The organism is Frischella perrara (genome assembly GCF_000807275.1).
GTDB lineage: Bacteria > Pseudomonadota > Gammaproteobacteria > Enterobacterales > Orbaceae > Frischella > Frischella perrara.
On record NZ_CP009056.1, the window covers coordinates 1,389,541 to 1,405,650 of the forward strand.

Consider the following 16,110-nt stretch of genomic DNA (forward strand, 5'->3'; position numbering starts at 1 on the left):
CGGTGATTAAAATGATTATGTTTACTATTAATAAATTTTTAATGACATTTACAGCTTTATTTAATCAAATTATTGATAGTCAATTTGGTTTCATTTTTGCATTAACACGAACACAAAAAACAAAGTATTTATATTATTTAAATCATGTAATTAGCAAATTAATTATTGACGATTATCTTATCTCAACAAACATTTTTACCTTTAATAACAATTGTTTACCTTCTGTTATCAACAAGGCTGATCATTTTGACCACATTAATTTGCAAGCAGATTTATATATTATTGATAAAAAAAATGAATCTAAAAAGAAGAAAAAATCCAAAACGCTAACGCTGTTTACGATCATGGATCAAATAATTTTTAGGCAAGCCAATAAACCATTTTTATTAATCTATAATTTATATAACCACCTAATATATAATTTTTCTGTTATTTATCATCTTGATAATTTAGAAAATCATTATAAATGTAATGATTTTCATTCATTAAAGTCTTTCAAATCTATTTTTACAATTTTTTCTATCCATAGCGACACACTAAAAATAATTAATACACAAAAAAAGAATTTAGCCATTGAAAAAAATCATTGGTTAAACAATCGTTGGTTAAACAATCGTTATAAAAATGATATCCAAGGATTAGAAGATAATAGCTTGAATAAATTAAATAAAAAAACTATTACAATCGAAAACGGAACAACCAGATTAAGGAGCGTCAAATAATGCTAAAATTAAAAAGAGTTATGAAGCAATTCAATATTACCCAAGCGCAATTAGCAAAGCACATTGAATACAAAGGCAATAGCATTAGCCAAGCCGTGATTAATTTGATTGTTAATCGTGATATATGGCCACGTTCAATTTCTCGTAATCAACTTGAACAACAGATTAAGAAAGCACTAATTAAGTTAGATGTCGAAAATCACTATTTAACTGATATTTTCGAACCAGATTCGGGGGTTGAAAACGATTTAGTCAATACACCTCCACCTTTGAGTTTAACGAGATCATTAAATCAGGAATCGATTTATAGGTTATTAAGAAAACAGAAAATTAGTCAAGAAACGCAAACATATTTTAATATACCGCGCGATCCATTCACCAACGAAATAACGCAAAATATTGATGTCTATTTGTCAGATGATATTCGTAACGTGCGGGATTCAATGCGTCTAACGGCAAAAAATGGTGGAATGCTAGCTGTAATCGGTGAGTCAGGTAGCGGTAAATCGGTTTTATATCAAGATTTAATTAATTGGATTAACGTAAAAAATGAGCCGATTACTGTCATTGCTCCTTATATTTTGGGATTAACGGATAATGAACTCAAAGAAAACACTCTCAATAGTACAGATATGAGTGTTGCTATTATCCGTGCCATTAATCCACATATAAAACCGAGTCTTAATCCTGAGGAATGTGCTAGACAAATGTATGAACTACTTAAGAATAGTGCACTTACCGGTCGTAAACATTTATTGATTATCGAAGAAGCTCATCAATTATCAATTTCTATGCTTAGGCAGTTAAAACATTTCTATGAGTTGCAGGAAGGATTCAAAAAATTATTATCGATTATTTTAATTGGTCAATTAGAATTACAAGCCAAACTTTCAGAAAGTAATCCTATTTTACGAGAATTAATACAACGCTGTGAAATCGCCAAATTAAAACCACTTGATTTAAAAATTGAAGACTATATTAAACACAAATTCGCGCGAATAGATATGGATTATATAACATTATTTGATTCCTCAGCATTTGATGAAATTATGAATCGTTTTCGTATTGTTTCTAATAATGGTGATATCAAATATGTTCATTCTTTATGTTATCCCTTAGCTGTAAATAATCTGATATCCAATGCCTTGAATACCGCCACACGTCTAGGAGCTCAGAAAATAACCAGAGAAATCATTATTGAGTGTATTAAGGAATATGGAGGAGTGAATGAATATTAACCACCGCGTCCATAATAGTATTAATGCCATCAATCAGGCTGTTAAGTTATTATCACGTGAAGGTTTTATCATCATTGGTTTTTACCATGATTCACAATCTAAACCAACAGTTGAGATTGATTATGCTCCAAAATGTAATACTTATATTACTATTGGACAAGCCATTTATTATCGCCATGAAGGTTATTATCGATTTGGACAATTTGAATTAGAAGGTTGCCGAATAATTTGGAAAGAACGTAATATTCGTCGTTCATAATAAAAATAACAAGGCGATTTAGTAACATTGATTATAAATATAAAATAAATTTTACTGTAAATCGCCATTAAATTTTCAGCTACAACACTTAAGTACTACAAAAACATATCAAACTTAGTAACCTAATATATTTTAAAAGGAGAATTTTATGGCTAAATCTGCAATGTCAATTAAACGTCACCATTTATTAACTCATATTGCCTTATCTGTTACTAATCAAGCCCTTGACTTTGGTCTAAGTCAAGAAGTTGCTTCGCAATTAGGTGATAACGTGGCAAATACTATTTCAGAACTATTCGGTGGTCAAAATTTTACTTTTCCACGTGATCATATTTTTAAATTAAATCAACGAGATCTCGAAATATATGCTGAATTTAGAGGAAATAACTACAATGAACTGAGTAATAAATATAACATGACTGAAAGGGGAATAAGAAAAGTTATCGATCGTATTCACAAACGTCAATTAAATGAAAAATAATTATGATTCTAAATTGCAATCTATGTGGTTAATACTTGATTAAATATCGCAATTTAATAATTTTTGTTAATTAGACTATGATTGGTCATTCACTTCTTGGGTTATTGATTCCTCCCAATAATAAAGGTAAAACCCATTATCTGTTACATTTTTAGAAATACATTACAAATAATACCCGTTATGCTCTTGATCAATTCATTGATTTAATTGAACAAGAGCTTAAGCCAGTGAAACTATTTTTCTCCCGAGAGCTGTTTTGAGCGATTTACACATGCTTCAACCGCATTCATTATCGCTGCTCTGAAGTTATTTTGTTCAAGTGTTTGAACGCCTTCAATAGTAATACCGCCTGGTGAACATACCATATCTTTTAGTTCACCTGGGTGTTTATTTGTTTCTAACATCAGTTTAGCTGATCCCATAACTGTCTGAGCTGCAAATTTATAGGCTTGTTTACGTGTCATCCCCCCTTTTACTGCACCATCCGCTAGAGCTTCAATAAACATAAAGACAAAAGCAGGACCACTTCCACCAACGCCTGTTGCTGAATGGACTAACGATTCTGGTATAACTTCGGTTAATCCAATACAATTTAATAAACCTCTAACCGTAAGAAGCTCTTCGGGACTAACTTCCGTATTAGGTGTAAGCGAACAGATAGCTGAATTAACTAAAGCCGGTGTATTAGGCATAACTCTCACAATCTTTTGTTCATAACCAATGATAGCTTCGATCATTTTTATAGTCACACCTGCGACAACAGACACAACAACAGTAGATTTTTTAAGTTCTTTTTGAATTTCAGCTAAAACTTCATTAATATTCTGTGGTTTAACAGCAATAAAAACGATATCAGACTCTTTTGCTACTTCTTTTGCTGATGCTAAAACATTTAAATCATAACTCTCTTTTAATTTTTCACCATTCTCAGGATGAATATCATAAACATTGATTTGAGAAGCCGGAATAAATTGGCTGGCAATAATTCCATGTAAAATCGCACACCCCATATTTCCTAGCCCAATAAATCCAATACGTTGTTCCATGAGGTTCCTCTTTGATTATTAAATAGATTTGTGTAAAAGTTATATAACGATTCAGGATAAATAGCAAAAGATATTTTAAACAATATATTTTGCATTTTGATATCAACGAAATATCAAGCTTAATAAATTATCTTTAATATTGATTATAAATATCCTTCAAACTTTGCCATTAATGACTTCAAAATACAACTTTATGTTATTCGTTTTGGATTAGGATTCTATTCCCAAATATTTTGCAATTTCTTGTTGTTGTTTAAGACCTGAGTATGTTCCATCATAGACTATTTGACCATCAAATATAACCAAACAACGGTTTTGATAACTATTTATATCGTCCAACTGATGAGTTACCATAAGTGTAGTCAACTGGTATTCATGTTGAATTTCATTAAGTAAAATATGCATTTCCTTTTTCAATTTTGGATCGAGTGAAGAAAACGGTTCATCTAATAATAGAATTGGTCGTTGCATAAGTAGGCAGCGCCCTATTGCAACGCGTTGGCGTTGCCCACCCGATAATTGTTGCGGATATTTTGATAAATGATTGGTTAATCCAATTCGTTCTGCAATGGCATCAAGTTTTAAGCGCTGAGTAATATTTAGCTTCATCGTTGGTGTTAACCCTAGAGCAAGATTTTGTTCAACGGTTAAATGAGTAAACAGATTATTTTCTTGAAACAATATTGCTACGGGTCTTTTAGCTGGCGATATTTCTGTGTTATTTTTGTTATTTAAGATAATTTGACCATTATCAGGCATGATAAAACCGGCAATGATATTTAATAATGTACTTTTACCTGCTCCACTAGGACCTAAAATTGTTACAGTTTCTCCTTTTTTAACCGTAAAATTAAATCTCATTATTTGTTCTTGATAAGCGTAGTTCACATTTTGTAATTCAATCATGGGGTTCTCTCAAACGAGTTAATTAATAAATAGCTAGTAATTAATAAAATTAACGCAGAAAATGAAGCTTCTTGATAACGATAATGTGAAACTAATTCAAAAAGATAATAAGGTAAAGTCATAAAGTCTTGACTACCGAAAAGCGCAATAATACCAAAATCCCCCAATGAAATAACACAAGCAAAGGCGAAACTATAGGTAAATAATTGTCTTAATGCCCTAAATTCAACAATATATAAATAGTTTAATCCCGTGATATTTAAGGATAATGCTAAATATTGATAACGTTTAGTTAAATCTACTAAGGGAGTAGCTAAATTCCTAAGAATGAACGGCAATGCTAATAAAGCGTTACTTACAACAACCAATACAAAAATAAAACCTGGTACATCAGTCATACTGATGAATAATAAAAAACAACCCACTGATAAAACCATATTAGGTATAGCTAAAATCAATGATCCTAGAAATAGCAGATAATCACTAACTAATGTATGTCCAACAAGCCTTAAACGACTATTAGTCCAAAGAATCGACAGCGCTAATATCATCGCTAATATGGCTGAACATAATGCCACAATAAATGATGTTAATAATGATTGGATTAATGAAAATGAGATAAATTCAGTAGAAAAATAACAAATGGTATCAAGAATGATCGCCAATAAAGGACTGAGTATATAGACCGCACTCATTAAGATCACAATAACAGCAATACCTTTTTTTACTAAAGATGTTCTCGCAATATAATACTCTTTATTAGCGATTAACTGCGGGGAATGTTTTGGAGTAAGTAACCTTAGCAATAACATAAATCCGATACAAAATAATAGCTGCACAAAAGACAATATTACGGCTTGGGATAATTCAAAGTCTCGTATTGCCTGATAAATTGCGACCTCAATCGTAGTGTATTTAGGACTCCCGCCCAATGTTAAAACAGTTGCAAAACTTGAAAAGCAAAACATGAATATTAACCCGCCCATTGGTAATAATTGTTTGGCAACTATAGGCCATTCAAGATATTTAAAAGATTGCCATAAATTAAAATTGAGTTGTTGGGCAAGTTTCTTTTGCTCATTAGGTATTAGTAACAAAGACTGATAATAAATTTTGGTTGCTAAAGGAAAGTTAAAAAAAACATGTGCCATCAAAATACCCTTAATACCATATAGTGACAATGAATAATTAAGTTCAAAATAATGGCAAATATTAGCAATAATGCCCTGTGTCCCATAAACTGATAGTAAACCTGTAATAACCACTAACGAAGGCAGTGCAAAAGTCAATGAATAGCAATTTAATAAAAATGATTTACCTTTAAAATTAATTGAAAGCAGTGATTTTGCCACGATTACCGCTAAAGCAAGCGATAGCAATGTTGAAATAATTGCTTGATAAAAAGTAAAAAACAAAACATGTTGTAGATATGGATCTAGACTAACCTCACTTTCTCCTTGTTGATAAGCAAATAACCATAAAGTAAATAAGGCACAAATTATTACTACAGTAACAAAAATAACGGCCAAGGATCCAGGTAAATAATCACTTATTGACTGACGGAATTTTGCCATTGTGTAATCCATGCTTTTTGGTTGTTACTCACTTCATCCTCAGTAAAAGAAAGCGATTTTTTCACTGTTTCTATTTCATTGTAAGCATTGGGTAATTCGATCTTAATTGATGGATACATATAGTTCTTTTCAACAAATTGATTTTGCACCTCTGGCGTTAATAAAAAAGCCAAAAATTTTCTCGCTAAGGTTGTTTGTTTTGTGTAACGACTTAAAGCTGCGACTTCAATTTGTCGATAATGGCCTTCATCAAAGATAGCGGCTTTATATTGATAATCGTGATCATTAATAATGTGAACAGTGGGTGATGTGCTATAACTTAAGACGAAATCAGCTTCCCCCTTTAAAAATAATCCGTAAGCTTCACTCCAACCTTTGGTTACCGTTAAAGTATGTTTGCTTAAATCTCGCCATGCTTGATTGACTTTATCGCCATAAACATTATTCATCCATAACAAAAAACCTAGACCCGGCGTACTCGTTCTTGGATCTTGATAAACTATTTTCCAATTATGTTGATTATGAATCAGTTGATCTAAACTTGTTGGAGGATTCTTGATTTTATTTTGATTATAAATGAAAGCAAAATAACCATAATCATATACTATAAAATCATTATCCCACCAATCAATTGTTAGGTTAGCGGGTTTAGCGATTTGATGTGGTTGCACTAACTGTGCTTTTTTAGCTGTGCTGATTAAATTAGTATCAAGACCCAGTATCACATCCGCTTTTGTCTTTGCTCCTTCTAAACGCAGTCGATTAACTAGGGTGACGGCATCACCGACACCAACAATGTTTACAATACAGTCACATTGTTGTTCAAAATCATGTTTGATTTTATCACCAGGTCCCCATTTTGATTGGAAGGAACTATAACTATAAACCGTCAGAATCGGTTTCTTTTCTTCCGTTGCCATAACTAAAGGGATAAATAATAAAGAAATAAATAAGATCGTAAGATTACGAAACATTTTGCCTCCAATGGTAGCCATTTCAGTAAAAGACAAAAGGTTTGAGTTGAATAAAGATGGTGCATAATTACATCTTTGATAAGCTCAATCCCTCCGCCGGTATTAGCCGGTTCAGGTTCGACGGGTCATGTTTTCCATTTCTAATGAATTACAACTCTCAGCTGACTTTCGTTATTAGCTCCCCGTTGAGAACAATTTTATTTTAGCTGATTTATTAATAAAGTAAACGCTTAACACATTGTTAGCATGACAATTCCATCCTTTACAGGTATTATATTGCCCAATTTACTTTGCAATAATTAGGTAACTTTCTGTGAATATTCAAAATTTATTATCTGACAAAATTAAACATGCCATGATTGCTGCCGGTGCGCCACCTGAATGTGATGCTTTAATCAAGCAATCGGCCAAAGCGCAATTCGGTGACTATCAAGCTAATGGTATTATGGCTGTCGCCAAGAAAATGGGCATCAACCCGCGTCAATTAGCGGAAAAAGTCGTAGCTCAATTAGCTATTGAGGATATTGCAGATAAAATAGAAATTGCAGGACCGGGCTTTATCAATATATTTCTAAAGTCAGACTTTATTGCTAACTTGAATGAATTAGCACTTAAAGACAGTAAATTAAATTTAACAATAGCAAATAAAGGGCAAACTGTCGTTGTCGATTATTCAGCACCAAATGTTGCTAAAGAAATGCATGTTGGTCATTTACGTTCAACAATTATTGGCGATGCAACTGTCCGAGTATTAGCATTTTTAGGTCATCATGTTATTCGAGCTAATCATGTTGGGGATTGGGGTACGCAATTTGGTATGCTCATCGCCTATTTAGAAAAAATGCAAAACGAAAACGCTAATGATATGGCATTGGCTGATCTTGAATCATTCTATCGTGCTGCTAAAAAACACTATGATGAGGATGAACAGTTTGCTGAAAAAGCCCGTAATTATGTTGTAAAACTTCAAGGTGGTGACGAATATTGTCTTGCTATGTGGCGAAAATTAGTCGATATAACTATGACACAAAATATCGCAACTTATAAACGTTTAAATGTGACTTTATCGCTTGAAGATACAATGGGTGAAAGTATCTATAATGAATTACTGCCTAAAGTGGTAAGTGATCTTAAAAATCAAGGATTGGCGGTAGAAAGTGATGGCGCGTTAGTTGTATTTTTAGACGAATTTAAAAACAAAGAAGGCGAGCCAATGGGAGTAATCATTCAAAAACGTGATGGTGGTTATCTCTATGCTACGACTGATATTGCAGCCATTAAATACCGTTATGAACAACTTCATGCTGAACGAATTCTCTATTATACCGATTCACGTCAACATCAACATTTAGAACAAGTATGGATGATCGCACATAAGGCACATTACATACCAGAATCTTTAAAATTAGAGCATCATATGTTTGGAATGATGTTAGGTAAAGATGGCAAACCATTTAAAACACGTTCAGGCGATACTGTCAAATTAAATGATTTATTAGATGAAGCGGTTGAACGAGCCCAAAATCTAATTAAAAATAAAAATACGGAATTAACCGATGAAGAATTGGCTGAAGTAGTGGATGCGGTAGCAATTGGCGCTGTGAAATATGCTGATCTCTCTAAAAACCGCACGACGGATTATGTCTTTGATTGGGATAATATGCTCTCATTTGATGGAAACACTGCACCTTATTTACAATATGCATACACCCGCGTGCTATCTGTATTTAGAAAAGCAGAACTTGCAATTGATAGTGATTTAAACGGTAACATTGAACTCGTTCATGATAAAGAACGTTCTTTAGCGATTCGTTTAGCACAATTTGATGAAACTATTGTTACAGTAGCGAATGATGGTTTACCCCATATTTTGTGTAATTATTTGTATGACATTGCCACATTATTTTCAAGTTTTTATGAAAACTGTCCGATCTTAGCAGCGGAAAGTAGTAATGAAAAACAAAGCCGTTTAAAATTAGCTGCACTTACAGCTAAGACCCTAAAAACAGGCTTGGATATGTTAGGCATTAAAACTGTAGAAAAGATGTAAAAGTCTTTTGATATAATCATTGCTCGGTAAAGACTAATGTCGAGCAATGATCATATTAGGCTTAAATTTATTGACTCATTCTTGCCGTTCACTTCATTAAGTATCAGTAATTCAATATCTATTAAATAATTAACATTCATTAGTAACAAATCATAACCTATTGAAATATTTAATTAAATATTTGGGTATGGATAAAAAAGTATGTGATACTAATTTATAAATGGTTATTTTCACTGTGTTTTATATCAAAGAGAAGGCTTTAACACTTGGGGAATTTTGCAATTATTGCCTCATCAAGTATATAATAGCCGGTTTTTGATAAACAATTAAATTTAAAGGAATGATATGCGGATTTTTGTTATAGGAATAGCCTTATTTGCACTCTATTTTGGTGCTGGAAATTTGATTTTTCCTGTCATGCTTGGGCAATTGTCGGGGGATCATTTTACCCTTGCCTCTTGGGGATTTGTTATTACAGGGGTAATACTCCCATTATTAGGTGTCATTGCCGTCGGTTTTTCTGGTGAAAAAGACTGCCTTAAAATTACGCAACGAGCAGGAACTATATTTGGCCTAATTTTTGCTACAACACTTTACTTAACAATTGGTCCATTATTCGCAATGCCAAGAACAGGTAGTGTGTCTTTTGAGATTGGTATTAAACCTTTCGTTAATGAAGAATACTACACACTGGCCTTAGCAATTTTTTCAGTTCTATTTTATGGCATCTGTTGCTTACTAGCACTTAAACCGCATAATTTCATTGATATTGTCGGTAAATTTCTAACACCTATTAAGATTAGTTTTATTCTTATTCTTATTTTAGCTGCATTATTTTTCCCAATGGGAGAAACATTACCACCTGTCACAAAAAATTACCAAGATTTTCCTTTTTTCACTGGCTTTTCTGAAGGATATCTCACAATGGATACCTTAGCATCACTAGTATTTGGTATTATTGTTGTACAAGGTATTATTCAATCAGGTGTCGAAGATAAACGCAAAATTATGTTGGGTTGTTTGAAAGCAACATTAATTGCAGGTTCAATTCTTGCGTTTTTCTATATTTCATTGGCATATATGGGAGCAACCAGTGTCTCTCAATTAGGTGTACTAGAAAATGGTGGGCAAGTTTTAGCTCATACTTCAACTTACTATTTTAGTAGTTGGGGTAATTTGGTTTTAGGTTTAATGGTAACCGTGGCATGTATGACAACTAATATTGGACTAACCCATGCCTGTGCTAACTATTTAGTATCAATCTATCCAAAATTATCCTATCAAAAATATGCCATCTTATTTACTATCATCAGCGCCCTCTTTGCTAATATTGGTCTTAATGCCCTTATTTCATTTTCTATACCCGTATTGTCGATTATTTATCCGGTGACAATTGTATTTATTATTTTAACCTTTGCTCATAATTTGTTTAAAGGGTATAAAGCGGTATATGTTGGTGCAATATACTTTACTCTTTTCACTAGTATTTTATCTGTAATTAATACTACCCTATTACCAGGTACGGCATTACATGAAGAAATGCCCACTATTGCCTATATTGTTAATCTAATTAATGCTATGTTTAGCAAATATATACCTTTATATGTACAAGGTATAGGGTGGTTAATACCTGCTATTATTGGCGGTATATTGGGTTATATCGTCGCTAAGTGTTTTGCCAAACAAAACACGGTTTGCAATTAAGGAACATCAGCTATGCAAAATAAACAAGCTCAACTAGACTTAATCAAAAATAGTATCATTACTATACCTAATTACCCTAAGGAAGGTGTTTTATTTAGAGATATTACAAGTCTATTAGAAGACCCTATCGCTTTTAAAACAACAATTGAACTATTTGTTGAACATTATCGTGATAAGAAAATTGATAAAGTAGTCGGAACAGAAGCAAGAGGATTTATCTTTGCAGCACCCGTTGCATTAGCCCTCAATGCGGGATTTATTCCAGTTCGTAAACCACATAAATTACCGCGTCATGTATTTAAAGAAGAATATCAACTTGAATATGGTAAAGATGCTTTAGAAATTCACACTGATGCGATTAAACCTGGTGAAAGAGTGTTAATGATCGATGACCTACTTGCTACTGGTGGCACTATTGCCGCAACAACCAAACTGATCCGTAAAGCAGGTGGCATTGTTGAAGATGCGGCATTTGTTATTGATCTACCTGATTTAGGGGGTAGAAATAAACTTACCGAGTTAGGTGTTAACTGTTTTACTCTTGTTGAGTTCTCTGGCGAATAAAGTCTATTATAAAGAGCAATCCCTATTGCTCTTTATTCTCCACTTGATTTTTCTTTCTTCTTATCATTGAGTCGTAATGACCTCATTATTATTTTTTTAATATTATATTTCTTACATTTTTAATGATTTATATATTTTCATGCATAATAAATCAATTTATTACTTGATTAAGCCTGAAATGTGAATTATTATTCAAAAATAAAGCATAATTATTAAGGAATAAAAATGACAAGATTTAATCATATTATCGTTAGAACACCTGCTAAATCTCTCGTCGATGGTTTAACTTCGGCTAATTTAGGCAAACCAGATTATAAAAAAGCGCTTGAACAACATAATGAATATATTCGCGCTTTACAACAATGTGATGTTGATATCACTATTTTATCTCCTGATGAGCATTTCCCTGATTCTGTTTTTGTTGAAGATACCGTCCTTTGTACACCACATTGTGCCATTATCACACGCCCGGGTGCAAAAAGCCGACGTGATGAAACACTAATTATTGAAGATACTATTAAACGTTTCTATCCTAACAAAGTCGAAAAGATAATGGACCCAGGCACGGTTGAAGCTGGTGATATTATGATGGTAAATGATCATTATTTTATTGGCTTATCGGCAAGAACTAATCAACAAGGTGCCGAACAAATGATCGCACTTTTAAATAAATATGGTTTGACAGGTTCAATAGTCACGCTAGAAAAGGTACTACATCTTAAAACTGGCTTAGCCTATTTGGAAAATAATAACTTGCTAGCCGCTGGGGAATTTATTACCAAACCAGAATTCCAACATCTAAATATTATTGAGATTCCTGAACAAGAAAGTTATGCAGCAAATTGTATTTGGGTTAATGATCGTATCATTATGCCAGCCGGTTACCCAATCACAAAAGCTAAAATTGCTGCATTAGGATATCAAGTTATCGAGGTTGACACTTCCGAATACCGCAAAATTGATGGTGGTGTAAGCTGTATGTCATTACGATTCTAATGGAACGACGCATATAACACCTAAACACAATATATAAATCAACATTAAGTAAGAATTGATGATGAATAGAATAGTACGCAATAAACTTGGCATACTTCCCTTAACTCTTCTTGTAGTTGGGAGTATCGTGGGGAGTGGTATCTTTAGTCTACCGCAAAACATGGCTGAAGGTGCTGGAGCCGGTTCAATATTAATTGCATGGAGTATTACGCTTTTCGGCATGTTAATGTTGACACGTATTTTTCAATATTTATCTATTCGATTTTATAAAATAAATGATGGTCTATATGGCTATGTTCGAGAAGGTTTCGGTGATTATATTGGTTTTAATGCTGCATGGGGTTATTGGATTTCAGCATGGATGTCTTGCGCAAGTTATCTCGTAATTTTATGCAGCGCATTAGGTTCTTTTGACTGTTTGAGTTATTTTGGTGATGGTACGACTTTGCCGGCTGTGATATTTGGTCTGTTTTTTTTATGGTTAGTACATTTTTTTGTTTTAAAAGGTATTTATCAAGCTTTTTTGCTAAATTGTTTGGTAACTTTAGCTAAAATTGTTCCAATTGGTCTATTTATTATTTGCATTATTCTGGCATTCAAAGTTTCAACTTTTAATACTGATTTTTGGGGATCACCACAATTAGGTTCTGTCATAGACCAAGTCAAACATACCATGCTCTATACGGTTTGGGTATACTTAGGGATTGAAAGTGCAACTGTTTATGCGGCTAGAGCTAAGACAATTTTAACAATCAGCCGTGCTACATTTTTTGGTTTTGCTATCACGAGCTTATTATTAGTCTGTGTTTCCGTATTGTCTTTAGGTGTGGTACCTCAAGAAGAACTCGCCATGATGAAAAACCCATCTATGGCATTGGTGATTGAACGTGTAGTTGGTAGTTGGGGCGCAACATTTATTAATATTGGTCTTATCGTTTCAGTTAGTGGCGGTTTATTATCTTGGATTATGCTAGCTGCCGAAATGTTATATTTAAGTGGACAAGGTGCACAGCATACGGTACCTAGCCGATTTGGTAAACTAAATAAAGTGGGTACTCCAGTCAATGCTTTGTGGTTAACCAGTTCATTAATTACTCTCTTAATAATTTTAGCCCATTTTTATCAATCCGGTTATAACACCTTAATTCAGTTATCAACATCAATGGTGTTAATTCCATATCTCCTTGCTGCTGCATTTGTACTTAAAATAGCGTTACTTAATCGGAAACCTTATTTAGTTATGATAGGAATAAGTGGCACTATTTATGGAATATGGCTCATTTACGCCGGCGGTATCGATTACCTGTTATTGTCAATGATTTTGTATAGTTTAGGATTGTGTTTCTATCTGTATGCTCGCAAACAACGAAAATTACCAGCTTTTAGCTATTTTCACGACAAAATTTATGCCATTTTCATTGTGTTATTAGCTGTTTATGCATTAATCTATTTTTTTATCATACCGTATTTTTCTAATTGTTAATAATGAAACAGGTATTTGATTAATCGATCTTATTCTTTGATCTAAATAAATAAAAATCTGTTAATAATTTTCTAAAATCATTAGTATAACTGCCATCATTATTTCGCATACATAGTTCGGAATAAACACTGGGTTCATACTGTTTAGTAAAACACATTAAACTTAATGAAATTGGTCTTGTCATCATATAACGTACATTTAAACGCTGTGCCATAAGCAATTGATTGGCTTCACACATATATTTAAAAGTATCAGCTATGTGATACGGTAAAACTAAACAGAATTTACCCTCTGACTTAAGCAAACGTTTTACAGTAAAAATCAGTTGTTCAAAATTCAGACTTTCTGTATAGCGTGCTAATTGCCGTGGCTGATCACGACAATTAACTGCCGGTTGAAAATAAGGTGGATTTGTAATAATCAGGTCATAGTAATCCGTTACGTCTTGTTTAAATTGGTTAATATCACTTAAATAAGACCTAACTTGCTTAAAGGGTGATTGTTGAATATTTTCTTGGCATTGTTTTGTCGCATTGTTATCAATATCCACGGCGTCAATCTGACAACATTGATGCTCTAGACGTTGTGCTAACATTAAAGCAATGATGCCGCATCCTGTACCAATATCCAAAACGCTTTCAATTTTAGGATTGATTGGAACCCATGCACCTAATAAACAACTATCAGTCGTCACTTTCATTGGACTTTTATCATGTCCTACAAAAAAGCGTTTAAATGTAAACCCTCCCTTTTTCAATGACGACACGTTACATTCCTCGCAATACTTGACTAAAGAAAGGTTTATTTGATGCGACAGCATCGGCAAAGCGTGTCGGTTCGGGCAATCGATATCCCTTCAAACATTTAATGACCCAATCTAATGCTGTTTGATAACTGACACGATGACCCGGCGAAATGAACAAAGGATTACAACGTAATTTACTGCGTAAGACCCAGCCTATTTGTTGTTCCCCATGTTTATCCCACAGTTTTTCATATGACAAAGGTTTACTATCAGGATCGGTATATTGCCCATAAAGGCGTTTTTTGGCGACACCAATAGTTGGTATATTTAATAATAGGCCAAGATGACTGGCTATACCAACGCCTCTAGGATGTGCGATTCCTTGTCCATCTACCAGTAACAAATCCGGTTTTTGTGATATTTGCTGCCACGCTTCTTCTAACGCTGGATATTCACGAAAAGATAAATAACCTGGAATATAAGGAAATTCTGTTTTAACTTTCGCTACTTTATACTCAACTAATCTAAGATCTGGATAAGATAAAACAACGATAGCCGCTCGGGTTATCTCTCCTCCATTTTCAAACCCAACATCTGTGCCACCAATGAATTTTGGTATTGTGAAATCAAGCTTATCTTGAATGATGATTGATTCAGCATATTCAAGCTGTTGTTGTTTTAATTGTGCCAAATTGATAGACATTTTTCATAGGTATCGTATTATTGAAGCGTTTTACTATTTTAGCAGATTATTCAATGGCATTTACATTAATTACACCCTATTGCATCACTGAAGAAATAAAAAAGAGTCGCTTTGTTGTTAATGCTTCTCCTATAAAATCGATTCACGAAGCGAATGAGTTTATTGAATTGGTCAGCGATCAAGCTGCAACACATAATTGCTGGGCATGGAAACTGGGGCATCAATATCGATTTAATGATGATGGTGAACCCTCTAGTACTGCCGGACGCCCTATTCTGGCAGCAATTGAAGGGCAAAATTGTGATCAGGTTATTATTGTTGTTACCCGTTATTTTGGTGGGATAAAATTGGGCACCGGTGGACTAATAAGAGCTTACGGTGGTAGTGCAAGCCATTGTTTGCAGCAGGCTGAATTACAGCCGATTATTGAACGTATAAAGTGTCATTTTTCTTGTTTATATGCACAATGGCCAATTCTGGAGAGCAAACTTAGAGAAATAAACGCAATTATTGAAACACAAGATTTTGATGCCAATGGTCCCAAACTGATGATTGCCATAACTGAAGATAAGTTTGAATATTTCAATCAATTATTAATAAATCTAACTCGAGGAAAAGAGCAATTAAATATCATAAATACAAATAATTAATTATTGTAATTTAAG

The 16,110-nt window shown here is 33.3% G+C and carries 16 protein-coding genes and 1 riboswitch; of the genes, 10 read left to right on the plus strand and 6 right to left on the minus strand.

Annotated elements, in window-relative coordinates; translation table 11 throughout:
- Positions 1 to 11 precede the first annotated feature (11 nt).
- The 4 genes from FPB0191_RS06065 to FPB0191_RS06080 all read left to right on the plus strand — a co-directional run bounded on the left by FPB0191_RS06065 (position 12) and on the right by FPB0191_RS06080 (position 2,700).
- Entirely contained in the window at positions 12 to 722 is a 711-nt protein-coding gene (locus tag FPB0191_RS06065) for a hypothetical protein (protein WP_039104700.1), read from the plus strand.
- Complete coding sequence (locus FPB0191_RS06070) at positions 722 to 1,960, plus strand: ExeA family protein (RefSeq protein WP_052236820.1); 1,239 nt, start codon at positions 722 to 724, stop codon at positions 1,958 to 1,960. The genes FPB0191_RS06065 and FPB0191_RS06070 overlap by 1 nt, the downstream gene beginning before the upstream one ends.
- On the plus strand, positions 1,950 to 2,219 hold the full coding sequence (locus tag FPB0191_RS06075; protein WP_052236821.1) for a hypothetical protein: 270 nt from the start codon (positions 1,950 to 1,952) through the stop codon (positions 2,217 to 2,219). Before FPB0191_RS06070 ends, FPB0191_RS06075 begins: the two co-directional genes overlap by 11 nt.
- Before the next feature lie 148 nt (positions 2,220 to 2,367).
- Complete coding sequence (locus tag FPB0191_RS06080; protein ID WP_039104705.1) at positions 2,368 to 2,700, plus strand: Mor transcription activator family protein; 333 nt, start codon at positions 2,368 to 2,370, stop codon at positions 2,698 to 2,700.
- A gap of 233 nt (positions 2,701 to 2,933) precedes the next feature.
- Here FPB0191_RS06080 and proC read toward each other — a convergent pair whose 3' ends face one another.
- From proC to thiB, 4 genes are all read right to left on the minus strand, one after another.
- Entirely contained in the window at positions 2,934 to 3,746 is an 813-nt protein-coding gene (gene proC, locus FPB0191_RS06085; RefSeq protein WP_039104707.1) for a pyrroline-5-carboxylate reductase, read from the minus strand.
- A 210-nt stretch (positions 3,747 to 3,956) separates the two neighbouring features.
- The gene (gene thiQ, locus FPB0191_RS06090; protein ID WP_039104708.1) at positions 3,957 to 4,652 is read right to left on the minus strand and encodes a thiamine ABC transporter ATP-binding protein ThiQ; all 696 of its coding nucleotides are present in this window, start codon (positions 4,650 to 4,652) and stop codon (positions 3,957 to 3,959) included.
- Positions 4,649 to 6,226: a thiamine/thiamine pyrophosphate ABC transporter permease gene (gene thiP / locus FPB0191_RS06095; RefSeq protein WP_039104710.1), complete on the minus strand. Its 1,578-nt coding sequence runs from the start codon at positions 6,224 to 6,226 to the stop codon at positions 4,649 to 4,651. Before thiP ends, thiQ begins: the two co-directional genes overlap by 4 nt.
- Complete coding sequence (thiB, locus tag FPB0191_RS06100; protein ID WP_039104719.1) at positions 6,202 to 7,200, minus strand: thiamine ABC transporter substrate binding subunit; 999 nt, start codon at positions 7,198 to 7,200, stop codon at positions 6,202 to 6,204. The genes thiP and thiB overlap by 25 nt, the downstream gene beginning before the upstream one ends.
- Before the next feature lie 71 nt (positions 7,201 to 7,271).
- A riboswitch (TPP riboswitch) is annotated at positions 7,272 to 7,395 on the minus strand.
- A 118-nt stretch (positions 7,396 to 7,513) separates the two neighbouring features.
- Here thiB and argS point away from each other — a divergent pair.
- The 5 genes from argS (at position 7,514) to FPB0191_RS06125 (ending at position 13,997) form a co-directional block, all read left to right on the plus strand.
- Positions 7,514 to 9,250: an arginine--tRNA ligase gene (gene argS / locus FPB0191_RS06105; RefSeq protein ID WP_039104723.1), complete on the plus strand. Its 1,737-nt coding sequence runs from the start codon at positions 7,514 to 7,516 to the stop codon at positions 9,248 to 9,250.
- Between the two features lie 345 nt (positions 9,251 to 9,595).
- Entirely contained in the window at positions 9,596 to 10,954 is a 1,359-nt protein-coding gene (gene brnQ, locus FPB0191_RS06110; protein ID WP_039104726.1) for a branched-chain amino acid transport system II carrier protein, read from the plus strand.
- Between the two features lie 12 nt (positions 10,955 to 10,966).
- Positions 10,967 to 11,518 carry an adenine phosphoribosyltransferase gene (gene apt, locus FPB0191_RS06115; RefSeq protein WP_039104728.1) on the plus strand — a complete coding sequence of 184 codons (552 nt, stop codon included), beginning with the start codon at positions 10,967 to 10,969 and terminating at the stop codon, positions 11,516 to 11,518.
- 225 nt (positions 11,519 to 11,743) lie between these two features.
- Positions 11,744 to 12,514: a dimethylargininase gene (gene ddaH, locus FPB0191_RS06120; RefSeq protein ID WP_039104730.1), complete on the plus strand. Its 771-nt coding sequence runs from the start codon at positions 11,744 to 11,746 to the stop codon at positions 12,512 to 12,514.
- A 61-nt stretch (positions 12,515 to 12,575) separates the two neighbouring features.
- Positions 12,576 to 13,997, plus strand: coding sequence for a basic amino acid/polyamine antiporter (locus tag FPB0191_RS06125; RefSeq protein WP_039104732.1), 1,422 nt, complete (start codon positions 12,576 to 12,578; stop codon positions 13,995 to 13,997).
- Positions 13,998 to 14,016: 19 nt separating this feature from the next.
- Here the strand turns inward: FPB0191_RS06125 and FPB0191_RS06130 are convergent, their stop codons facing one another.
- Entirely contained in the window at positions 14,017 to 14,763 is a 747-nt protein-coding gene (locus FPB0191_RS06130; protein WP_039104734.1) for a tRNA1(Val) (adenine(37)-N6)-methyltransferase, read from the minus strand.
- 1 nt (position 14,764) lies between these two features.
- Complete coding sequence (nfi, locus tag FPB0191_RS06135) at positions 14,765 to 15,439, minus strand: deoxyribonuclease V (protein ID WP_039106771.1); 675 nt, start codon at positions 15,437 to 15,439, stop codon at positions 14,765 to 14,767.
- A 59-nt stretch (positions 15,440 to 15,498) separates the two neighbouring features.
- On the opposite strand from nfi, the gene FPB0191_RS06140 reads away from it, so the two are divergent.
- Positions 15,499 to 16,095, plus strand: a complete 597-nt coding sequence (locus tag FPB0191_RS06140) for an IMPACT family protein (RefSeq protein WP_039106773.1) — start codon at positions 15,499 to 15,501, stop codon at positions 16,093 to 16,095.
- Positions 16,096 to 16,110 lie beyond the last annotated feature (15 nt).